Origin of the sequence: Neisseria sicca 4320 (assembly GCF_000193735.1) — a bacterium.
Classification (GTDB): domain Bacteria; phylum Pseudomonadota; class Gammaproteobacteria; order Burkholderiales; family Neisseriaceae; genus Neisseria; species Neisseria sicca_E.
Genome location: NZ_AEPF01000108.1, coordinates 36,325 through 59,442 on the forward strand (window position 1 = coordinate 36,325; position 23,118 = coordinate 59,442).

Here is a 23,118-nt window from a genome sequence, read left to right on the forward strand (position 1 = left end):
ACTACAAGGATATTCATATGAAACGGGAAACTATCGCCCTACACGCAGGCTATCAATCCGAACCGACCACCAAATCCGCTGCCGTCCCGATTTACCAAACCACTTCCTACACTTTCGACAACACGCAGCATGGCGCAGACCTGTTTAACCTTGACGTTGCGGGCAATATCTACACCCGCATCATGAATCCGACCACCGCCGTTTTAGAAGAGCGTGTCGCCCGTTTGGAAGGAGGTATTGCCGCATTGGCTGTTGCCAGCGGTATGGCGGCGATTACCTATGCCGTTCAAACATTGGTTGAAGCAGGCGACAACATCATCGCAACCAAAACCCTCTACGGCGGCACATACAATTTCTTTGCCCACAGCCTGCCGCGCCAAGGCATAGAAGTGCGCTTTATCGATCCTGCCAAACCCGAAGAAATCGCCGCCAATACCGACAGCCGAACCAAACTGGTGTATTGCGAATCCATCGGCAATCCCGCCATCAATGTCGTCGATATTCAGGCATTTGCCCAAGCCGCACACGCTCAAGGGCTGCCACTGATGGTGGACAACACCGTCGCTACACCCACGCTGTTCCGCCCTATCGAACACGGTGCCGACATCGTTATCCAATCCTTGACTAAATACATCGGCGGCCACGGCACAACGATTGGCGGTGCCATTATCGACGGCGGCAAATTCCAATGGGCAGGTAATCCGCGTTTTGACCGAACCTTCAACCAGCCGGACCCGTCCTACCACGGAGTAAACTACTGCGAGCATTTTGGTGCGGCCGCCTACATTGCCCGTGCCCGCGTCGTCCCGCTGCGCAATACCGGTGCCGCCCTATCGCCGCACAGCGCGTTTTTACTGCTGCAAGGTTTGGAAACCCTCGCCCTACGCATGGAGCGTCATTGTGAAAACGCCTTGAAAGTAGCCGAATTCTTAAAGAAACACCCGCAGGTCGAATGGGTAAACTATCCCGCCTTGCCTGACAGCCCGTACAAAAACTTAATCGACCGCTACTACGGCGGCAAAGCCTCCGGTTTGCTGAGTTTCGGCATTAAAGGCGGACGCGAAGCGGGTGCAAAATTCATCGACGCACTGCAACTCTTCCTGCGCTTGGTAAATATCGGCGATGCCAAATCGCTTGCCACCCATCCCGCCACCACTACCCACCGCCAGCTTGACGATACCGAACTTGCCGCAGCGGGCGTCAGCCCCGATATGGTACGCCTGAGCGTGGGCATCGAGCATATCGATGATTTGCTTGCTGACTTGGCGCAGGCATTGGAAGCGGCACGGGTATGGGTAAATAACCACCGTAGTTAGATGAAAAAGCCTCCGCTTAAAAAGGTCGTCTGAAAATCATTTCTCCGTTTAGGAAAATAGCTGTCTTCAGACGACCTTTTTTTCAATTCCAATGTTATGCTCCAATACCAAGCATTTTGGTATCCCTATACACAGAATATAGTGGATTAACAAAAATCAGGACAAGGTGACGAAGCCGCAGACAGTACAGATAGCACGGAACCGATTCACTTGGTGCTTCAGCCCCTTAGAGAATCGTTCTCTTTGAGCTAAGGTGAGGCAACGCCGTACTGGTTTAAAGTTAATCCACTATAAAATTACCTGATGGTTAGACAGAACAATATTGTCCGTCTCGGCAAGCCGGAAAACAAATCCAACAACGCTTCGACAATAGCGAAAAATATAGCCGATTTAAACGGTGAAGATTGGGAACCAATCTGAAGCGCAAGAGCAAAATTATCTCCGTATCCTGTTATTCCTTAACTCATCCTCCTTTTATCATGCCTGCCAACGCCTCCATTCCCGCTTTCGATCCTTTAAGCATCCCCATATCAGGTACCAATCTGATTGAAGCCTCTGCCGGTACGGGCAAAACCTACGGCATTGCAGCTTTGTTCACGCGTTTGGTCGTGCTTGCGCAGATGCCGGTTGAAAGCATTTTGACCGTTACTTTTACCAAAGCGGCGACGGCGGAATTAAAAACCCGTTTGCGCGCGCGTTTGGACGAAGTGTTGCAGGCTTTAGAAAGCGTGGAGGATACGGACAATCTTTCAGACGACCTTGAAACATACTGCCGAGATAATCATCCGGGCGATGTGTTTTTGACCGGCTTGCTCAAACAGGCGTTGGCTCAAGAAAGTCGGGCGCGGCTGATTGTCCGCCTCAAAGCCGCCATCGGACAATTCGACAACGCCGCGATTTATACCATTCACGGCTTCTGCCAACGCATTTTGCGCGATTATGCGTTTTTGTGCCGTGCGCCTATGGATGTCGAATTGACCGAAGACAACCGCGACCGCCTGCTGATTCCTGCCCAAGATTTTTGGCGCGACCGTATCGTCAATGATCCCGTTTTAGCGAAGCTGGTATTCCAACGCCGTCAAACGCCGCAAACCATGCTGGCGGCAATACAAAAGTTCGTCAGCCGTCCGTATTTGGTTTTCAGACGACCCGAAGCAGATTTAGTCGCCGCGCAGGAAAACTTTCGGAAAACATGGGAAAAAGTACGTTCCAAACTGGACGCTTTGGAAGAAACATTCTGGCGCATCCGTCCGATATTAAATGGGCAATCCTATCAAGAAAAAACATTCAAAACCGTCTTTCTCGAACTCCAATCCGCCGCCCAATCCGATGCCCTTCCTTCTTTTAGCAAAACGACGGCAGACAAGCTGCCCATGTTTGCCGTAGAAGCTTTAGAGTCCAAAGTCAAAAAAGGCAATACTCCTGACGCTGCAGCCTTTGCCGATTTGCAGATATTGGCGAATCTCGGCGCAGATTCGGCTGCCATTACGCAAGCCGAGGAAGAGACGCTTACCCTGCTCCATCTCGACCTGCTCGACCATCTTAATGCCAGTCTGAGCGAACAGAAAAAATCTAAGCGCGAACGCGGTTTCGACGATTTGCTGCTGGATGTTTACGATGCCCTGACCGACAACCCGCAAGCAGATTCATTGGCTCAGGCGGTTGCGCAAAACTGGCGCATCGCCTTGATTGACGAATTTCAAGACACCGACCCGCTGCAATATGAGATTTTCCGAAAAATCTTCATCAGCCAACACAAGCCCTTATTCCTAGTCGGCGACCCCAAGCAAGCCATTTACAGCTTTCGCGGCGCCGATATTTACGCCTATCTGCAAGCCGCAGCCGACGCGCAACACAGCTACACGTTGGCAACCAATTACCGCAGCCATGCTAAGCTGATTAACGGCATAGGTGCATTGTTCCGCTGCAAAAACCGCCCTTTCGTCTTGGACGGCATAGACTATACCGAAGTCGGCGCCGCACGTTCCGAAAGCCGGCTTTCACCGCCGCGTACCGCCATACAGATACGCTGGCTCAACGGCAAAGACGACGAAGTGCTCAACAAAGACATCTTACGCCGCCGCGCATCCGAATATTGCGCCGACGAAATCGCCCACACGCTCAACGAAGCTGCCGAAGGTCGTCTGAAATTCAAAGACAGACCGGTCGTTTCGGGCGACATTGCCGTCTTGGTTAGGACGTTTAACGAAGGCGTAATGGTGGCAAAAGCATTGAAAACGCGCGGCATACCAAGCGTTTTGCTCTCAAGGGAATCGGTTTTCACCACGCCCGAAGCCCTCGCCCTTGCCGCGCTGTTGGATTACTGGCTCAATCCCGGACAAATCGGCTCGTTGCGCTTCGTCTTATCCGGCACATTGTTCGGTTATGACGCGCAAGCCCTGTATCAACTCAACCGCAACGAAGCCGAATTATTAAACTGGATAAACACCGCCGCCGAATCCGTCGCCATTTGGCGGAAAAGCGGGATTTATGCCGCGTTGCAATACTTCTCCTCGCTGCACGGCATCGAAACCGGACTGCTCGCACGCGGCGACGAACGCGGCCTCACCAATTTCCATCAGCTTTTAGAGTGTCTCTCCGAAGAAGAAGGACAAAGCCTCAGCCCCGCCGCCCTGCATCAATGGCTCAACGACCAAATCAGTCTGGCGCAAGACCGTTCCGTCGGCGAATCAGGGCTTCTACGGCTTGAAAGCGACGAAGCACTGGTCAAAATCGTCACCATGCATGCCTCCAAAGGTTTGCAATATCCTTTGGTCTATTGCCCTTTCGTTTGGGACGCGAAAGACATGAAGCCCGCCGATTGGCAAATCCTCCACACCGCCGACAACACCACTGAGCTGCTTGCCAAATCGCAACTCGACGATGAAGACCGCATCCACCTTGCCGACGAAGAAATGGCGGAACGCCTGCGCCTGCTTTACGTCGCGCTGACCCGCGCCGAAGAACAGCTCGTCCTCTATGCCGCCCATTGCGGCGATACCGCTGATTCCCCTTTCGCCTACCTGCTCGAAGGCAGCGCCGACAGCAATCGGGCGGATACCCGCCAGGCCTATGACCAAGAACGCAAAGCAAACAAAGCCCTAGGCGAACTGCAAATGCTGAAAAACAACTGGCTGCGTTTCCTCAAAAATCAGCCCGAACATACCGACTTCAGCTTTTCCGAAGAAGCCCCGCAACCCGCTGCCGCGCAAAACCGCCATCTTTCAGACGACCTCTATCAAGCCGCCGTTATCCCCGCCCGCGGATTTCAGTTCATCCGACATACCAGCTTTACCGGCCTCAGCCGCCAAGTCAAAACCCGAGACGACGAGCGCGAAGAATTACAACCCGCACTCGACCCCGCAGAAACCGCCGCCGACACAGAAAGGTCGTCTGAAACCGCCCTTCCCGTTTCAGACGACCTCCCAAATGCCGACATTTACCATTTCCCGCGCGGCGCCAATGCCGGCGTCTGCCTGCATGAAATGTTGGAAAAATTCGACTTTGCCCAAAGCGCCGAAAGCCAAAGCAGCCTGATAGCCGAAACCTTGACCCGCTACGGCTTCGAGCTGCTTTGGACAGATGCCGTCAAACAAATGCTCGACACCTGCCGCAAAACGCGCCTTTCTGCACAAAGCCTGTCTGAAATACCGCCCGAACGCCGCCTTCCGGAAATGGGGTTCACCTTCTACACCGAAGACTTCAAGCTCCATGACCTGCGCCGCTGGTTTGCCCGCGAAAACAGTTCACTGCCGCCGGAATGTATCGAAGCCGCAGAAAGATTGGATTTCCAAGACGTACAAGGTTTTCTCAACGGCTTTATCGACATGGTCTGCCAAGATTCAGACGACCTCGTGTGCATCATCGATTACAAATCCAACCATTTGGGCGACAACGCCGAAGCCTATACGCAACAAGCCATGAACGAGGCCGTAGCAGACCACCACTACTACCTGCAAGCACTTATCTACGCCATCGCCGTAGCCCGCTACTTCAAACTACGCGGCAAACCGTTACCCAAAATCGCCATCCGATACCTCTTCCTGCGCGGATTGGACGGCACGGAAAACGGTGTCTGGCAATGGGACTTGGATACCGAGTCCTTGGCGCAATGGCTGTAAATCGAAGCACAAAGGTCGTCTGAAAATACACGCGTAAGCGTTTTCAGACAACCTGAGACCTTAGCAAATTCCGCTTTTTTACCTTTCCACCCAAAAGTCAAAACCCAAACACAGTTTTTCAGTTGTTTTCATTCCCAATCACTCTTCCCATACCACCCAAATATTCCCTTAATTCCCTGCAGGTACCTGATAACAGGACATCCGGGTCACCTTTTAGGCGGCAACAGATGCACTTAGCCCGTCAGCCGCCTTCAATAAATAGTCTGTTAACCAGATTTGACGCATAAAAATGCGCCAAAAAATTTTCAATTGCCTAAAACCTTCTTCCTAATATTGAGCAAAAAGTAGGAAAAATCAGAAAGGTTTTGCATTTTGAAAATGAGATTGAGCATAAAATTTTAGTAACCTATGTTATTGCAAAGGTATCGATCTATCTAAATATGAAGAATGATGCCCTGCTAAAATGGCTACATTAAAACACTCAAACCCAATCCCACCCATTTCAAAAAACAAAAAATAAACCCTTACTATTTTCTAGTAAGGGTTTATTGAAAATCTGGCACGCCCACGGGGATTCGAACCCCGGTTGCCGCCGTGAAAGGGCAGTGTCCTAGGCCTCTAGACGATGGGCGCGTAACCGAGTTGCGAACTATACATAAGCGTTAAAACGCTGTCAACGGGTCTGGCGTTTTTATGGTCAAACTGGTTTCAGACGACCCTTCTGCGCCTTATCTTTGTATCGGCTTTGCCTGTATAATGCCGCTTTTAATGAAAAGGAAAACAAACCATGTGGTTCAAGCAGATCAGTTTTTATCCGCTCAACAAAGAAAAGCTACCCAAAGCGGACGTACTTGCCGACAAACTTGCAGAGGCTGAATTTACCCGCTGCCAAGGTTTGGACTGGTCCAGCGAAGGCTTTGCCGCACCGGTTTCGTTCTCTCCCGAACTCCTTTTCCCTGCCGATTTTACTTTGCGCGTCGCCCTGAAAAAAGAAGAAAAAGTCCTGCCTGCCGGCGTCATCCGCGATATTCTGGAAGAGAAGGTGGCGGAAATTCAAAACAATGAAGCCCGCAATGTCGGCCGCAAGGAAAAACAAGAGCTTAAAGAGCAAATTACAGACGACCTGCTGCCCCGCGCGTTTACCCGCAGCAGCCGCACTGAAGCCGTGTTCAACACCCGCCACGGCTATCTGCTCGTCAACAACGCGGCTTCCGCCAAAGCGGAAAACATCCTGACCAAGCTGCGCGAAGCCTTGGGCGGCTTGAAAGCCTCGCTGCCGAATACCAAACAATCGCCCTCTTCCCTGATGACCGAGTGGCTTTTGCGAGGACATTGCGAAGGCGGTTTTGAATTGGACAGCGATTGCGAACTCAAAGGCGTGGGCGATGTTGTTCCCGTCGTCAAAGTGTCCAAACAAGATTTGACCGCCGATGAAGTGGTCCAACACGTCAAAAACGGCAAAACCGTGACCCAACTGGGCTTGGTGTGGCGCGAACAAATCGCCTTCATCCTCACGCAAGACTTCACGCTCAAGCGCATCCAATACCTCGACGTATTGCAGGAAGAAGCCGAGAGCAACGGCGACGATGCCGCCAGCCTTGCCTTCGCCTCGCAAATCCTGATGGCGGAATCCGTCAGCACCATGTTGGAAGAGCTGGTTTCCTATTTGGGCGGCTGGCAAGACTAATTTTTCAGACGACCTTTACACGATAAAAGGTCGTCTGAAACCTACATCCGATGGACAACCTTATGTTTAAACACCTCGCATTCCTGCCGCTTGCCATTATGCTTACCCTCCCCACCTCGGCCGCCGTCCTGACTTCCTATCAGGAGCCGGGCTGCACCTACGACGGCGAAGTCGGCAAAGACGGCAAACCCGCCGGCAAAGGCACATGGCGCTGCCAAGACGGACGCAGCTACACCGGCACGTTTAAAAACGGCAAATTCGACGGACAAGGCGTTTACACCGTCTCCGTCAACCGCGAAACCTTCATCGAGCCGTTCAATTCCAACAGCACCAAGTTCCGCAACATGGTACTGTCGGGCACGTTCAAAAAAGGCCTCGCACACGGCAAATTCACCGCCTCGCAAAACGGCGAAACCGTCTTCATCATGAAATGCGAAAACGGCATCATTAAAGAAGTGAAACTGCCCAAAACCAAATAACCCCGTCCCGCATTTTCAGACGACCTCCCCGCAGACGTCGTCTGAAACCGCAAGAAACAAGGAAAACATTATGAGCATCAAGTCCGACAAATGGATACGCCGCATGAGCGAAGAGTTCGGCATGATCGACCCCTTCGAGCCGAACCAAATCAAAGAAGCCAACGGACAGCGCATCATCTCCTACGGCACGTCCAGCTACGGCTACGACATCCGCTGCGCCAACGAATTTAAAATTTTCACCAACATCAACAGCACCATCGTCGATCCCAAAAACTTCGACCCTAAAAACTTCGTCACCGTCGAAGACGACTGCTGCATCATCCCGCCCAATTCCTTCGCACTGGCGCGCACGGTCGAATACTTCCGCATCCCGCGCAACGTCCTGACCGTCTGCTTGGGCAAATCCACCTATGCCCGCTGCGGCATCATCGTCAACGTCACCCCGTTCGAGCCGGAATGGGAAGGCTACGTTACCCTCGAGTTTTCCAACACCACCCCCCTGCCCGCCAAAATCTACGCCGGCGAAGGCGTGGCACAAGTCCTCTTCTTCGAGAGCGACGAAATCTGCGAAACTTCCTACAAAGACCGCAACGGCAAATACATGGGACAAACCGGCGTTACCCTGCCGAAAACCTGATGATTGGATAAGCCGGCAAAATATAGCGCGTTTCATTTTGCCGCACATAAAATGCAGGCACGATACAAAAAGGTCGTCTGAAATCTTGGACTCAAAGTTTCAGACGACCTTCTTTATTTTCTATGTGGCAAAGTAGAAACAGAATGCCCCGTTTTATCTCAATCCGTTATGTTCGGAATGAAGCTGCATCCTTCTGTCCGCTTCGGCTGACAAAACGCCTTTGACCGTACGGAAGTAGGAGGCGGTTTTTTCATATCCGAGCCATTGGGCAGCTTGATTGCAATGCCTTCAAGCTCTCTATACTCAAGATCAATTGAACCACCGGCTAAGGAAAACACTCGGCTACGAAACGCCAAGTGTTTTATTCTTGAGCCTGTTCCAAACATTGGTGTCCTAGTGTTGCGCTTGAAATCCAGATTTAATGTTGTCCGAAAACCTGTTTCTATCATACCGCGAACACATTTACTCAAACGGCTTTTTCTGCCAATAAAACTTATCCTTTTTCAGACGACCTTTGAAGATTTCATCGCCGCCCAATTCAAACACCAGCGCGCCCGACAAATCCGTGCGCAACAATGCTGCGCCGTGTGCGCGGACGCGGGTTTGGACGGCGGGCGTGGGGTGTTTATAGGCATTGGCGTAGCCGCTGGAAGCAACGGCGTATTTGGGCGCGACCGTGTTTAAGAAACTGCCGGATGAAGCCGTGTTGCTACCGTGATGTCCCAATATCAAAACTTGGCTGTACAGCGAGCCGCCGTAATGCTGTACCAATTCCGCTTCGCCCTTCACGCCTAAATCGCCCGTAACCAGCAAAGCCTGTCCGTCAGAAACGACGCGCAAGACGCAGCTTCGGTCATTGTCTTCGCCGCCCGGGTTTTCAGAAGACCTCAATAACTCGAAATCCACGCCGTCCCATTGCCATTGCACTTCGGCGCAAAATTTTGCATTCGGATAAAACTCAGGCTGCCCCGCCAGCGTTTCGCCGATTTCAATATCGGAAACGGCATCCAAACCGCCGTCGTGGTCGCTGTCGTGATGCGACAGAATCAGCGTGTCCAAACGGCGCACGCCCATGGCGTTCAGGCTTGGCACGATACCCGTTTGTGCCGTCTGCGCCGTCCCCGTGTCGAACAGCAGGTTGCGGTTGCGCGTCTGTACCAATACCGACAAACCTTGTCCAGCGTCCATCACAGTAATCCGCGCCAAGCCGTCGTCCAAACGGTCGGGGCGGTAAAACACAAATCCGGCCAACACCAAACACGCCCAAGGCCGCAGACCCAGCCCGCGCGGCAACAGCCACAGCAAAGCCGCCGCAAAAGCCAAAACCAACAGCGGCACAGGCGCGGCAGCTACGGCAAATTCGGGCGATACCTCCGCCAGCCAAACCAAGCCGCGCAAAGTGTATTCCGCCAAACCTGCCGCCGCCCATTGCAAAGGCATAAACGGCAACACCGACCCCAGCAACGCCAAAGGCGTCAATACCCAAGAAAACCATGGAATCATCGCCGCATTGACCAAAGGGCTGATGATGGGCAAGGACGCAAAAATATAGCCCAACAATACCACCGACAATATCGTCGCCGCCCATTGTCCGCGTACTGCCAAACGCCAGCCGCGTTCTTTCAGACGACCTGCCGAAGCCCAAATCAAGGCGGCAACCAAGCCGAACGACAGCCAAGTACCGACGCCCAAAACCGCCAGCGGATCAAGCAGCAACACTACTGCCAAAGCCTGCCACCACGCCGTCCAGCCCGAAGACAGACTGCCCCGCCACCAAGCCCAAGCAAACGCCGCCAACATCAAGACGCTGCGCTGCGTCGGCACGGAAAAGCCCGCCAGCAAAGCATAAAACAAAGCCCCTGCAGCGCCGCCCGCCAAAATCCATACGCGCGGTTTTACCGGTATCCAAGGCAGTCGTCTGAAAATCAGTTTGACCAGCCAACCTGCCAACACCGCCACCATCGTAACGTGCAGCCCCGAAATACTGACTAAGTGCGTCAAGCCCAAAGGTCGGAACACCTGCCACAATTCGGGTCTCAATGCCGATTGTTCGCCTATGCTCAAAGCCCGCATCAGACCGATACCATCGGAAAAATCCGGACTGTCCGTCCCGACGGCCTGCCAACGGCGGCTGACCGCATCGCGCCACACCGCCAAGCCGACACCGCCGCCCTCGCGAACCAAGCTCCTGCCTTTGCCCAGCGTACCCGCGCCATCCAAACCGTTTGCCAACGCCCAAGCCTCGCGGTTCAACCCGCGCAGGTTCACTTCGCCGATAACCGGCTTGAGCCGTGCCGACACCTTCCAGCGGCTGCCCACCGCCCAATCGCGTTTCTGATAATCCGACAGTAATAAATCAAACTGCCGCCCATCCTCCGTCCACGCCTTCGCCGCAAACTGCACCCGCCGCGCGTCGCCGCGCGGCATATCCGCGACTTCAACCGTCAACACCGATTCCGAAGCCACGTTCAGCGGCCATTGCGCCGACAAAGCCGCTTCCGTCCGAAACACGCCGTAAACCGCGCCGAGCAGGACACACAGCATCATTCCCGCCGCCGCAAACCGCCGCGAAGCCGCCAGCAAAACCAATGCCGCCGCCAGCCACACGCCCCAATGCGGTACGGACGGCAAAGCGAACGAAGCGATGACGCCGATTACCCAAAACGGCAATCCATAATATTTCAGCAAAACGGTTTCCCTTTTTTATTATTAGTTTTGAAATTAAACGGAAATAATAATTGAATTTACCGCAAACGTCATGAAAAAGGTCGTCTGAAAACCTGATTGTGGGTTTTCAGACGACCTTTCACTATTTTAAGTAATCCTTTACGGAGCGGTTTGCTCCAACTCAAGCGCGGCGGCAAGAAGCGACAGGCGCGCCATTACGCCGTAAACGTAGAGGCGGTTGTGTTCGTTGTCCACGTCGCAGTCTTTTCCGGAGCGCGGCATACCGAGCGATTGCCATTGTTCGAACACACGCTTACATGCTTCGGGGGCTTCTTGGGAATTGTCGCCGTTGCCGGTGGGAATACTGTTGGACAATGGGACGAACACCATACCGCCGGCGTTGAGGTTTTCGTCTGCGCCTCGTCCTTCGTGCACACGGAAGAAGCCGCCGATAACGAAACGGTCCATCATATAAACAACGGGTTCGCACACGGCGCCGTTCATGGTTTCATAGGTATAAATGCCTTCTTGGACAATCACTTCACTGACTTCCAAGCCTTCTTTCACCTTAGCCATTTTGTTGCGGTTTTTGCGGTTCAACCCGCGCACTTCGTCGGCGGATTTGACACTCATCACGCCCATGCCGTAAGTACCTGCGTCGGCTTTGACAATCACGAAAGGCTGGTCGGTAATGCCCAATTCGTCGTATTTGGCTTGAATCTTCGCCAGCACGCGCTCTACCGCGCCTGCCAATGCATCTTCGCCTTCGCGCTCTTGGAAGTCCAAACCGCCGATTTTTTCAAAATACGGGTTAATCTGCCATTCGTCGATATTAATCAGCTTGGCAAATTCGGCAGCGACTTGATTGTATGCGCCGAAATGCTCTGTTTTGCGGCGCGTCGTCCAACCGCCGTGCAGCGGAGGCAATACGGTTTGGCTGATGTCCTTGAGAATATCGGGAACGCCGGCGGACAAGTCGTTGTTCAACAAAACGACGCAAGGCGAGAAGCCGTCTGCAAGATGGACGCGCTCGCGAGTACGCAATAAAGGCTCCAGCAGGATTTTATTGCCTAATGCAGTTTCGAACTCGGTCGGCTCGGTAACTTCCGGATTCAGGCTGCCCAAACGGACTTCATACCCTGCCGAACGCAAAATCTCGCTGAGTGCGTAAACGTTTTGCAGGTAGAACGTGTTGCGGGTATGGTTTTCGGGAATGATCAATACGGATTTTGCCGTTTCGCAGGCGCGTTGCACTGCGTCTTGCGCCGCGACTGCCGCCAGCGGGATGAAATTCGGATTCAGATTGTTGAAACCGCCGGGGAACAGGTTCATATCAATAGATGACATTTTATAACCGGCATTGCGGATATCGACCGAACCGTAAAACGGCGGGCGGTGTGCATTCCATTGCGAACGGAACCATGCTTCGATTTTGGCGTGGTTGCACAAGATTTTCGCTTCAAACGCCTGAAGTTGCGACAGATGTTCGGCAGCCATGACCGGTAATTTCATTCTCTATACCTCTGATGTCGGATGTGGGATACGGATGGAAATGATAGTGCTTTTTTAGGCGGTAGGACAAGCATTGTTTTAAATATATTGTTTAAATTGTTTCGAATAAAGTGCTTTAAACAAAATGCTTATTTTTATCAGAATTGTACAATTTGTCTAATTTATTAAGATTATTTTTTAGAATTTATCTAAGAGAGTACAAATTAGACAAATTTCTATTGCACTGCCCCTGCAAAAAGCCTAAAATCCGCCAATCAAAACAAACCATCTACCCCTATTATTAATAAGTAAAGATAACCCATCATGAGCGCACAAACCCTCTACGACAAACTCTGGAACAGCCACGTCGTCCGCGAAGAAGAAGACGGCACTGTCCTGCTCTACATCGACCGCCATTTAGTGCACGAAGTCACCAGCCCGCAGGCATTTGAAGGTCTGAAAATAGCGGGGCGCAAGCTGTGGCGTATCGACAGCGTCGTCTCCACCGCCGACCACAACACCCCGACCGGCGATTGGGACAAAGGCATCCAAGACCCGATTTCCAAACTGCAAGTCGATACTTTGGACAAAAATATCAAAGAGTTCGGCGCACTCGCCTACTTCCCGTTTATGGATAAAGGTCAGGGCATCGTTCATGTCATGGGACCGGAACAAGGCGCGACCCTGCCCGGCATGACCGTTGTCTGCGGCGACTCGCACACCTCTACCCACGGCGCGTTCGGCGCGCTGGCGCACGGTATCGGCACTTCCGAAGTCGAACACACCATGGCGACCCAGTGCATTACCGCGAAAAAATCCAAATCCATGCTGATTGCCGTTGAAGGTCGTCTGAAACCGGGCGTTACCGCCAAAGACGTCGCCCTCTACATCATCGGACAAATCGGCACTGCAGGCGGTACGGGCTACGCCATCGAGTTCGGCGGCGAAGCCATCCGCAGCCTTTCTATGGAAGGCCGCATGACCCTGTGCAACATGGCGATTGAAGGCGGCGCGCGCTCCGGCATGGTTGCCGTCGATCAAACCACAATCGACTACGTCAAAGACAAACCCTTCGCACCCAAAGGCGAAGCATGGGACAAAGCCGTCGAATACTGGCGCACTCTGGTTTCCGACGAAGGCGCGGTATTCGACAAAGAATACCGTTTCAAAGCCGAAGACATCGAACCGCAAGTAACATGGGGCACATCGCCCGAAATGGTTTTGGACATTAGCGGCAAAGTACCGAATCCTGCCGAAGAAACCGATCCCGTCAAACGCAGCGGCATGGAACGCGCCCTCGAATATATGGGCTTGGAAGCCGGTACGCCGCTGAACGAAATCCCCGTCGATATCGTATTCATCGGCTCCTGCACCAACAGCCGCATCGAAGATTTGCGCGAAGCTGCCGCCGTCGCCAAAGGCCGTAAAAAAGCCGACAACGTACAGCGCGTGTTAATCGTTCCCGGCTCCGGCTTGGTCAAACGGCAGGCGGAACAGGAAGGTTTGGACAAAATCTTCATCGACGCCGGTTTCGAATGGCGCGAACCGGGCTGCTCAATGTGTCTCGCCATGAACGCCGACCGCCTCACTCCGGGTCAACGCTGCGCCTCCACTTCCAACCGCAACTTCGAAGGCCGCCAAGGCAACGGCGGGCGCACGCATCTAGTCAGCCCCGCTATGGCTGCCGCCGCTGCGGTAAAGGGCAAATTTACCGACATCCGCGGCTTGTGAAATTGATTTAGTACTGTTTACATCTTAAGCATCAAAATTTCACATCAGTCGGCCTATTGCCTTTTATCCGGATGCAGCATATTATTAACAACGCAGCAAAACACACTGTACTTTTTGATTGATTGATTGATTAATTTAGGAGCTTCAAATGAAAAAATTCGCACTTATTGCTTTGACCGCTATGACCCTGCTGTCGGCATGCAACACCGTTTCCGGTGTAGGTAAAGATGTCAGCGCCGCCGGATCCGCCGTCAGCGGTTCTGCCGAGTCTGTAAAAAGCTACTAATTGAACATTCACCACCCGTAAGGAACTATATTATGAAAAAATTCGCACTTATTGCTTTGACCGCAATGACCCTTTTGTCAGCATGCAACACTATTTCCGGTATGGGCAAAGATGTCAAAGCTGCCGGCACTGCCGTTAGTGATACCGCTGAAAAAGACAAAACTTACTAAATTGTCTTGATTCAATCTCAAATGCCCCGTATGACGGGGCATTTTGTAATCTTCTTATAATCTTCCGACCAACAGAAAAGTACAGAACATGAAGCCTTTTACCAAAATCACCGCCATCGTCGCCCCGCTCGACCGCAGCAACGTCGATACCGACGCCATCATCCCCAAACAATTTTTAAAATCCATCAAACGAAGTGGCTTCGGTCCCAACGCCTTTGACGAATGGCGTTACCTTGACCACGGCGAACCGGGTATGGACAACAGCAAACGTCCGCTGAACCCCGATTTCTCGCTGAACCGGCCGCGTTACCAAGGCGCACAAATCCTGTTGACGCGCAAAAACTTCGGCTGCGGCTCCTCGCGCGAACACGCCCCTTGGGCATTGGACGACTACGGTTTTCGCGCCGTCATCGCCCCCAGCTTCGCCGACATCTTCTTCAACAACTGCTACAAAAACGGCCTCCTGCCCATCGTGTTGACTGAAGAACAAGTCGACCAGCTTTTCAAAGAAGTCGAAGCCAACGAAGGCTATCAGCTCTCCATCGACCTTGCCGAGCAAACCCTGACCACGCCGAGCGGCGAAACGTTCAAGTTCGACATTACCGAACACCGCAAACACTGCCTCTTAAACGGTTTGGATGAAATTGGCTTAACCCTGCAACATGCCGACGAAATCCGCAATTTCGAAGAAAAACGCCGCCAAAGCCAGCCTTGGCTGTTTAACGGTTGATAAACGATCAGGTCGTCTGAAAATGAGCGTAGCTAGTTTCGCTAAAACGCAAAAACAGTTTTCAGACGACCTTTTTTTCGTCCCATCCTTCAAAACATGATTACCGACACCATCACCAACGCCGCCCGCTACGCCGCGCTGCACCCCGACTTCGCCGATGCCGTCCGCCTGCTGCAAACGCTGGATTTCGCCGCTCTGCCCGACGGACAAGTACCGTGTGAAAACCCAAACATCCGCCTCTTTATCGGCAGCGAACCAATGAGAAGCAAAGCCGATGCCAAGCCCGAAGCGCATTTGAAACACATCGACATCCAAGTCCCCATCAGCGGAGAGGAAACCTACGGCTGGATAGACAGAGGTCGTCTGAAAAACGGTTTCGGCTACGACGAAAAGCGCGACATCGAATTTTTCGACTGCGAACCGGAAACCTGGATCACGCTCCAACCGGGCGAGTTTGCCCTCTTCTTTCCCAACGATGCGCACGCCCCATTGGTGGGCGAAGAAAAGTCCATACGCAAAGCCGTCTTTAAAATCCGTATCGAAGCAGAACGTTACTGACTCCCTTCAATTCTTCGCAAATACTGTAAAACTCCATCGCGTTCCCGACGAATCCGCCAGCATGATTTCCACGCAGCTTTATCAATGCCGCAATGGTACAATCAGCCTCGTTCAAGCAAACCGACCTGCAAACAGACACAAAAGGTCGTCTGAAAACACCATTCTTAGAAATGGAAAACGCATCGCCGTTTTCAGACGACCTTCCCCTTTCCAAACCCTCATAAGGATTTTGCCATGACCAAACATATCGCCATCCTCCGAGGCGACGGCATCGGTCCCGAAATCGTCGCCGAAACCGTCCGCGTACTCGACAAACTCATCGCCCAAGGCTTGGACGCCAGCTACGAATACGCCCCATTGGGCGGAGAAGCCTACGACGAATACGGCCATCCCTATCCCAAATTCACGCAAAACCTCTGCCGCAAAGCCGATGCCGTCCTGCTCGGCGCGGTCGGCAGCCCGCAATACGACAATCTCGACCGCCCGCTGCGCCCCGAACGCGGCCTATTGGCAATCCGCAAAGACCTGAACCTGTTTGCCAACCTGCGCCCCGCCATCCTTTACCCCGAGCTTGCCAACGCCTCCACGCTCAAACCCGAAATCGTCGCAGGCCTCGACATCCTCATCGTGCGCGAACTCACCGGCGACATCTACTTCGGCGAACCGCGCGGCATCCGTGTTCTGGAAAACGGCGAACGCGAAGGCTACAACACCATGAAATACAGCGAAAGCGAAATCCGCCGCATCGCCCACGTCGCCTTCCAATCCGCCCAAAAACGCAGCAAAAAAGTCTGCTCCGTCGGCAAAGCCAACGTCTTGGAAACTACCGAACTGTGGCGCGAAATCTTTGAAGAAATCGGCAAACAATACCCCGACGTCGAACTCTCCCACATGTATGTGGACAACGCCGCCATGCAGCTCGTGCGCGCGCCCAAACAATTCGACGTCATCGCCACCGGCAACATCTTCGGCGACATCCTCTCCGACGAAGCCTCCATGCTGACCGGCTCCATCGGCATGCTGCCCTCCGCCTCGCTGGACGAAAACGGCAAAGGCCTGTATGAACCGTCGCACGGCTCCGCCCCCGACATCGCCGGACAAAACAAAGCCAACCCGCTTGCCACCATCCTCTCCCTTGCCATGCTGCTGCGTTACAGCCTGAACGACAAAGCGCGCGCGCAACAAGTCGAAAGCGCCGTCCAAAAAGTGCTGCAGCAAGGCTTGCGCACCGGCGATATTTACGAAGAAGGCACGAAACTCGTTTCCTGCTCCGAAATGGGCGACGCCGTACTCGCCGCCTTGTAAAAGGTCGTCTGAAAACGAGAGTACATTTTAAGTAAAATGCGCGGAAAACTCCGCGCATTTTTTCAGACGATTTTTATAGCTTTTTGAGGCCTAATCGCGGATGGTGCGGGACAGGTGATGGTCTTATTCACTCTTATGCCTTTACCTCCCTAACAACCTAAAAAAAGCAAAAAACAGTAAAAGGTCGTCTGAAACCCTTTTCAGACGACCTTTACTATTGAAATATGGCATAATCAAAAGCATCAAAAATATCTGACAAGGAATCCCTATCGTGAGTATTTCCCTGCCCCAATACCTGCTTTACCTGCAATATATGCTTGCGGGTGTAGTGATGACTGCCGTTTTCGGCGCGGTGTATCTGCGGATTACGCCTGCGGAAGAGTTGCGGCTGATTAAAAACGGCAACCTTGCCTGCGCCTTCTCGTTCGGCGGTGCGCTGGTCGGATTTTGTCTGACACTCGCGTCCAGCATTGCCCACAGCGTCAGTTTCGTCGATTTTATCCTGTGGGGTCTCGCCGCGGCGGTGATTCAAATTTTGGTGTATTTTGCCGCCACGATGATGATTAAAGGCGCAACGGAAGAACTTATCGGCAACAATATCGCAGTCGGCGCGCTGTTTGGCGCGGTGTCCGTGTCCATCGGCATCTTGAATGCCGCTTGTTTGACCTGATTTATATAACCGGTTTACAAAATATACGGCTGGCCGCATTTCCGCCCCGCTCCGTGTTATCCCATTCTTCAAAATAAGGAACCGCAATGTTCAACTTTATCAAGAAACAGTTTATCGACGTCATCCAATGGCCGAATCCCGACGACAGCCTGCTGATGTGGCGTTTCCCGATTGCCGATGAGGAAATCCAAAACGGCGCGAGCCTGACCGTGCGCGAGGCGCAGATGGCGATGTTTGTCGACGAGGGTGTAACCGCCGACGTATTCGGACCGGGGCGTTACACGCTCAACACGCAAACGCTGCCGCTGCTGACCAATCTGAAAAACTGGGACAAGCTCTTTGAATCCCCGTTTAAATCCGACGTTTACTTTTTTAATGCCAAACAACAGCTTGCGCGGAAATGGGGCACGTCGCAACCCGTTACCGTGCGCGATGCCGAGTTCGGCGCGGTGCAGTTGCGCTCGTTCGGCATGTACGCCTACCGCATCAGCGATCCGGCAAAATTCTTCAAAGAAGTCAGCGGCGTAGCGGCAGAATACAGCGGCGCCGAGTTGGAAACCCAGTTGCGCAACATTGCTGTAACCCAGCTTGCGGCAGCGTTCGGCAGCTCAGGCATTCCGTTTTTGGACATGGCGGCAAACCAAGTTTTGCTGTCGCAAAAAATCGGCGAACTGCTCGGCGCGGAATTTGCCAAACTCGGCTTGACGCTGGAAAACTTCACCGTCGAAAGCATCACTCTGCCTGCCGCCATCCAAGAAGCCTTGGATAAGAAAATTTCCATGGGCGTCATCGGCGACTTGGGACGCTACACCCAATACCAAACTGCCGAATCCATCCCGCTCGCCGCGCAAAACGAAGGCGGACTTGCTGGAATCGGCGCAGGCTTGGGCGTAGGTGCAGGCGTCGGTCAGGCAATGGCTGGCGCGATGGCGGGCATGATGCAGCCAGCGGCTCAACCGGCAGCACAACCCGCGCAAAGCGTTCAGACGGCCTCCGAAGACCCGCAGGCAAAATTGGCGAAACTCAAATCTTTGCTGGACGGCGGTTTGATTTCTCAAGAGGATTACGATAAAGCTAAAGCGGAAGTGTTGAAGCAGTTGATCGGCTGATATTAAGAAGGTCGTCTGAAAACAGATTGCGGGTTTTCAGACGGCCTGTCGGTGGTTTTGAAAATTCGTTTTTATAGTGGATTAACTTTAAACCAGTACGGCGTTGCCTCGCCTTGCCGTACTATCTGTACTGTCTGCGGCTTCGTCGCCTTGTCCTGATTTAAATTTAATCCACTATACATCAAAACTCAGTGTCGTCATTCCCGCGCAGGCGGGAATCCATCGTCAAACTCAAGAAACCCTGATTTGAAACCGTTTCTGAATCTCAAAAATGGATTCCCGCCTGCGCGGGAATGACGACATGGTAGTTTTTATTCAAATCCGCTTTTAAAAGGTCGTCTGAAACCTTCCTCTCCACTCGAAAAAGCAAACATGTCAAATACCCCCTTCTTTAAAACCGACTGCCCGAGCTGCGGCGCGCCTGTCGAAGCGCATTCCGCCTCAGCCGTTACGCTGGTGTGCGGCTACTGCAACAGCATGCTGGTGCGGCAGGATGACGGCATCGTCGATTCCGGCCGCGATTCCGCATTGCTGGAAGATTTCAGCCCGCTGCAAATCGGCACAGTCGGCACATTGCTTACGCAACACTTCACCCTGGTCGGGCGGCTTCAGGTGCAATACGACGACGGCGCATGGAACGAATGGTACGCGCTGTTTGACGACGGCAGGACGGGCTGGCTTTCTGAAGCAGGCGATTTGTATGTGATGACCATGCCCGTCGAAACCGACAACCTGCCGCGATTTGAGGATATTCGGGCAGGATTTAGCGAACTGACTTTCCAAAACAAACGCTATGTCGCCTCAGACGTGCGCCACATCAGCCTGAAACGCGCTGCCGCGCAGGGCGAGCTGCCGTTTGTTTTGGACGAAGACCGTCAGAATAAAGTTGCCGACTGGCGTTGCGAAGACCTTTTCATCACGCTCGATTACAGCGGCGACACCCCCGAAACCTTCTTCGGACGCATGGTGAACTTGGATGATTTGAAGCTGGAAAACACCCGCAGCGAAGACGAAATCAAAGAAAGTGCAGGTCGTCTGAAAGGCAGCATCGCTTCAGAAAACTGTCCCAACTGCGGCTCGTCCGTCCACTGGGTCAGCGGCCTCACCTCCCATCTCAACTGCCCAAGCTGCGGCAGCGAATTGGCAATCGGCAAAGACAAAGCCGAACTCATTACCGCCAACGCCATGCGCACCGCGCAGCAAAGCCTGTTTACCCTGCCCGTCGGCAAACAAGGCCGTCTGAAAAACCGCGAATTTTACGTTATGGGAGCGGTCAGATACGCCGAAACCGACGCACAGGAAACATTCGACAACCTGTTCAACGGCGCCGACCGCGTGCTCACGCCCGAAGGCCAATGGTCGGAATATCTGCTTTACAACCCGACGCAAGGTTTCCTGTGGCTGGTCGAATCAGATGACGGCTGGAGCCTTTCCCAAACCCAGAACACATGGCCGCGCCTCGACCGAAACCGCCAACCGCAAGGCTGCAGCAAACTTTACGACTACGGCGGCAGGGTCGAAGTCGCGGCCGGCGCGTTCTACTGGCGCATCCGAAGGGGCGATTTGAACTATTACAGCGACTACCGCGACGGACAAAACCGCAAACTTTCTGCCGAATTGAACACGCACGAAATGGCATGGAGCAAAAGTGTGCCGGTTGATTACAGCGAAATTGCCGAGGCATTTAGCCTGAGCAGCCGCGCACCGCATTACACCGCAAAAATGGCGGCAGACGGTATTGATAAATCACTGAGAATCGTGATGACCGCCATCTTGGTTGTCGTCAACCTTCCCGCCCTTATGATGGACGGTAATTCTGCCGGCCCCTTCGTGATCATTATAGGAGCCTGGTTGCTGTGGACCTTAGGCAAAAATGACAGGGATGAGGATTAAACCATGTCAAGAACTACATACATTATTTTCAGCATTGTCATCATCGCCATTTCCATGATAATCAATTACGGTAGTTCCGATGTAACAGACGAATCCCGTATGCATCCGGGCGGCTATTACGGCGGCGGTTATTACGGCGGTAGCGGTTATTCCGGAGGTCATAAATGACCCATATCCCCGGCAACCATGGTCTTTTGGATTTATACGGCTGTGATGAAGCTGTCTTGAAAGATGAAGGTCGTCTGAAAACCGTCCTCAAAACCGCCGCCCAAGCCGCAGAAGCCACCATCCTCGCCGAGCGTTTCCACACCTTTGGCGGGGCAGGCGGCATAACCGGCGTGTTACTGCTCGCCGAATCCCACATCAGCATCCACACTTGGCCGGAACACCGCTTCGCCGCCATAGACGCATTCATCTGCGGCAGCATGAAGTTGGAAAGGGTGAAGGAAATATTGTGCAGGAAATTGGCGGTGGAACGAGCGGTTTGGACGGTAGCGCAACGTGGCGAAGGAATATTGGACGATACGCAGCCGCCAGTAGAACAATAAAACCTGTAAAGGTCGTCTGAAACCGTCTTGATGTTTCAGACGACCTGTCAGAACCCTAAACCGACATTCAACCTCATGCCGACACGCCGTCAATTCCTCAGTTACACCGCTGCGCTTGCCGCTGCGTCCTCTTTCTCTTGGCTGACTTACCAACGCCTCAACCGCAAACCGCCGGTTTCCGTCAACCGCGTCGGGCTGCCGCTGGGGCATTTGTTGCGCGACGGGAAATTGCTCAGCCCGCCGACCCGCCGTTACGAATGCAATACGCTGATAGTCGGCGGCGGCGCGGCGGGTTTGGGGGCGTTGTGGTATTTGGCGAAACACGGTCATCGCGATGTATTGCTGGCGGAAGGGTTTGAGCGCAACGGCAACAATGCCGCCTACGCCGCTTCAGACGGTCTGAAAGCGCCGAGCGGAGCGCATTATCTTGCGTTGCCGTCGAAAGAGAGCGCGTATGTGCGCGAGATGCTGGCGGATTTCGGTATCTTGCAATCGGACGGCAGTTTCAGGGAAACCGATTTGGTTTACGCGCCCGAGTCGCGCCTTTTGTATCAGGATAAATGGCAGGAACACCTGTTGCCGAAAGAAAATGCGGATTCCAAACGCTTTTTCGATTTAATCGGTCGTCTGAAAAAGGCTTACGGCAGCGACGGCAAAAAGATTTTCGCCATCCCGATAGCCCTGTCTTCGGCAGACGAAACGTGGCGCAAACTTGATAAGCTGACGTTCAAACAATGGCTTGCGCAAGAGGGCTACACCTCGCCCGAACTCTTGTGGTATCTCGATTACTGCTGCCGCGACGATTACGGGCAGGGCATAGCGCAAGTATCCGCTTTTGCCGGACTGCATTACTTCGCCGCCCGCAACAGCGCGGAAACCGTCCTGACCTGGCCCGAAGGTCTGGCGCACCTTTCCGAAAACCTGCGCCGCCATGCCGGTTTGCAGGAAGGTTGGCAATGGTCGTCTGAAAACCGCATCCGCCTAGACAAACCCGCTTCCGTCAACGCATCCGCCGTCAAAATCAAACCCCTTTCAGACGACCGTATCGAAGTTTGGCTGCGCGACAATTCAAGCGGCGAAACCGTCGCCCTGACCGCGCAACACGTTATTTCCGCCATGCCACTGATGGTCGCCGCTCGCATTGTCGAAAATCCCGCGCAATACAGTTTGAACATTCCCGAATACGCCCCGTGGTTGGTCGCCAATTTCGAGCTGCACAGCTTTCCGAAAGAAAAAAGCAACAGCGAAACTGCGTGGGACAACGTCATCTACGGCACTCAAGGACTCGGCTACGTCGTTGCCACCAACCAGCTCATCCGCGTCGCCCGCCCCGAGCGTACCATCTTCACCGCCTACGCCGCGCTTAACCACGACACCCCGCAAGCCGTCCGCCGCCAACTGCTCGACGCCTCCGACGAAGAACTGCGCGACTTGGCAGCCAAAGACTTGATCGCCGCCTACGGAGAGGGCTTCTGGCAACACGTTTCACACGTTGATGTTACGGTACGCGGACACGGCATGAGCGTACCGAAAGCCGGTTATCTGAACGACGAATCTTTGTTAAAAATCAGAAACCGCACGTCAGGATTGCTGTTTGCCCACAGCGATTTGAGCGGTTATTCGGTATTTGAAGAAGCTTTGTATTGGGGCGTGGAAGCGGCGAGGAAGGTGTTGGAACGGGGCTGACTGCCGCAAAAAAAGGTCGTCTGAAAAACAAAGA

Annotated in this window: 20 protein-coding genes and 1 tRNA gene; 18 read left to right on the forward strand and 3 right to left on the reverse strand. The window is 53.3% G+C overall.

Annotated features, from left to right (window positions below; genetic code table 11):
• Positions 1-17: 17 nt before the first annotated feature.
• A complete protein-coding gene (locus NSCA4_RS0109610; protein ID WP_016687927.1) occupies positions 18-1,316 on the forward strand; it encodes an O-acetylhomoserine aminocarboxypropyltransferase/cysteine synthase family protein in 1,299 nt (432 codons plus the stop codon).
• Between the two features lie 479 nt (positions 1,317-1,795).
• Positions 1,796-5,437, forward strand: coding sequence for an exodeoxyribonuclease V subunit beta (gene recB, locus NSCA4_RS0109615; RefSeq protein WP_029609715.1), 3,642 nt, complete (start codon positions 1,796-1,798; stop codon positions 5,435-5,437).
• 557 nt (positions 5,438-5,994) lie between these two features.
• On the opposite strand, the gene NSCA4_RS0109620 is transcribed toward recB, so the two are convergent.
• Positions 5,995-6,070, reverse strand: a tRNA-Glu gene (locus NSCA4_RS0109620).
• Between the two features lie 154 nt (positions 6,071-6,224).
• Here NSCA4_RS0109620 and NSCA4_RS0109625 point away from each other — a divergent pair.
• The 3 genes from NSCA4_RS0109625 (at position 6,225) to dcd (ending at position 8,240) form a co-directional block, all read left to right on the forward strand.
• Positions 6,225-7,124, forward strand: coding sequence for a recombination-associated protein RdgC (locus NSCA4_RS0109625; protein WP_016687929.1), 900 nt, complete (start codon positions 6,225-6,227; stop codon positions 7,122-7,124).
• Between the two features lie 62 nt (positions 7,125-7,186).
• Positions 7,187-7,603, forward strand: coding sequence for an MORN repeat-containing protein (locus NSCA4_RS0109630; RefSeq protein ID WP_029609716.1), 417 nt, complete (start codon positions 7,187-7,189; stop codon positions 7,601-7,603).
• Between the two features lie 70 nt (positions 7,604-7,673).
• Positions 7,674-8,240 (forward strand): dCTP deaminase, encoded by a 567-nt coding sequence (dcd, locus tag NSCA4_RS0109635; RefSeq protein WP_003741335.1) that lies wholly within the window; start codon positions 7,674-7,676, stop codon positions 8,238-8,240.
• A gap of 462 nt (positions 8,241-8,702) precedes the next feature.
• On the opposite strand, the gene NSCA4_RS0109640 is transcribed toward dcd, so the two are convergent.
• Entirely contained in the window at positions 8,703-10,928 is a 2,226-nt protein-coding gene (locus NSCA4_RS0109640) for a DNA internalization-related competence protein ComEC/Rec2 (protein WP_016687931.1), read from the reverse strand.
• Positions 10,929-11,066: 138 nt separating this feature from the next.
• Entirely contained in the window at positions 11,067-12,419 is a 1,353-nt protein-coding gene (gshA, locus tag NSCA4_RS0109645; RefSeq protein ID WP_016687932.1) for a glutamate--cysteine ligase, read from the reverse strand.
• A 303-nt stretch (positions 12,420-12,722) separates the two neighbouring features.
• Between gshA and leuC the strand changes: the two genes are divergently transcribed.
• The 13 genes from leuC (at position 12,723) to NSCA4_RS0109705 (ending at position 23,084) form a co-directional block, all read left to right on the forward strand.
• Positions 12,723-14,129 (forward strand): 3-isopropylmalate dehydratase large subunit, encoded by a 1,407-nt coding sequence (leuC, locus tag NSCA4_RS0109650; RefSeq protein WP_016687933.1) that lies wholly within the window; start codon positions 12,723-12,725, stop codon positions 14,127-14,129.
• Positions 14,130-14,277: 148 nt separating this feature from the next.
• The gene (locus NSCA4_RS0109655; protein WP_016687934.1) at positions 14,278-14,415 is read left to right on the forward strand and encodes an entericidin A/B family lipoprotein; all 138 of its coding nucleotides are present in this window, start codon (positions 14,278-14,280) and stop codon (positions 14,413-14,415) included.
• A gap of 32 nt (positions 14,416-14,447) precedes the next feature.
• Positions 14,448-14,585, forward strand: coding sequence for an entericidin A/B family lipoprotein (locus NSCA4_RS0109660; protein ID WP_016687935.1), 138 nt, complete (start codon positions 14,448-14,450; stop codon positions 14,583-14,585).
• 88 nt (positions 14,586-14,673) lie between these two features.
• On the forward strand, positions 14,674-15,315 hold the full coding sequence (leuD, locus tag NSCA4_RS0109665; RefSeq protein WP_016687936.1) for a 3-isopropylmalate dehydratase small subunit: 642 nt from the start codon (positions 14,674-14,676) through the stop codon (positions 15,313-15,315).
• A 96-nt stretch (positions 15,316-15,411) separates the two neighbouring features.
• The gene (locus tag NSCA4_RS0109670) at positions 15,412-15,873 is read left to right on the forward strand and encodes a NanQ anomerase/TabA/YiaL family protein (protein ID WP_016687937.1); all 462 of its coding nucleotides are present in this window, start codon (positions 15,412-15,414) and stop codon (positions 15,871-15,873) included.
• A 92-nt stretch (positions 15,874-15,965) separates the two neighbouring features.
• The gene (locus NSCA4_RS16105) at positions 15,966-16,097 is read left to right on the forward strand and encodes a hypothetical protein (protein WP_255265305.1); all 132 of its coding nucleotides are present in this window, start codon (positions 15,966-15,968) and stop codon (positions 16,095-16,097) included.
• Positions 16,098-16,107: 10 nt separating this feature from the next.
• Positions 16,108-17,178 (forward strand): 3-isopropylmalate dehydrogenase, encoded by a 1,071-nt coding sequence (leuB, locus tag NSCA4_RS0109675; RefSeq protein WP_016687938.1) that lies wholly within the window; start codon positions 16,108-16,110, stop codon positions 17,176-17,178.
• Between the two features lie 271 nt (positions 17,179-17,449).
• On the forward strand, positions 17,450-17,848 hold the full coding sequence (locus tag NSCA4_RS0109680) for a DUF350 domain-containing protein (RefSeq protein ID WP_016687939.1): 399 nt from the start codon (positions 17,450-17,452) through the stop codon (positions 17,846-17,848).
• An 86-nt stretch (positions 17,849-17,934) separates the two neighbouring features.
• Positions 17,935-18,957, forward strand: a complete 1,023-nt coding sequence (locus tag NSCA4_RS0109685) for an SPFH domain-containing protein (RefSeq protein WP_016687940.1) — start codon at positions 17,935-17,937, stop codon at positions 18,955-18,957.
• Between the two features lie 372 nt (positions 18,958-19,329).
• Positions 19,330-20,850, forward strand: coding sequence for a DUF4178 domain-containing protein (locus NSCA4_RS0109690; protein WP_016687941.1), 1,521 nt, complete (start codon positions 19,330-19,332; stop codon positions 20,848-20,850).
• 3 nt (positions 20,851-20,853) lie between these two features.
• The gene (locus NSCA4_RS15580) at positions 20,854-21,018 is read left to right on the forward strand and encodes a hypothetical protein (RefSeq protein ID WP_016687942.1); all 165 of its coding nucleotides are present in this window, start codon (positions 20,854-20,856) and stop codon (positions 21,016-21,018) included.
• The gene (gene speD / locus NSCA4_RS0109700) at positions 21,015-21,398 is read left to right on the forward strand and encodes an adenosylmethionine decarboxylase (RefSeq protein WP_016687943.1); all 384 of its coding nucleotides are present in this window, start codon (positions 21,015-21,017) and stop codon (positions 21,396-21,398) included. The genes NSCA4_RS15580 and speD overlap by 4 nt, the downstream gene beginning before the upstream one ends.
• A 75-nt stretch (positions 21,399-21,473) precedes the next feature.
• Positions 21,474-23,084 (forward strand): NAD(P)-binding protein, encoded by a 1,611-nt coding sequence (locus NSCA4_RS0109705; protein ID WP_016687944.1) that lies wholly within the window; start codon positions 21,474-21,476, stop codon positions 23,082-23,084.
• The last annotated feature ends 34 nt before the right edge of the window (positions 23,085-23,118 follow it).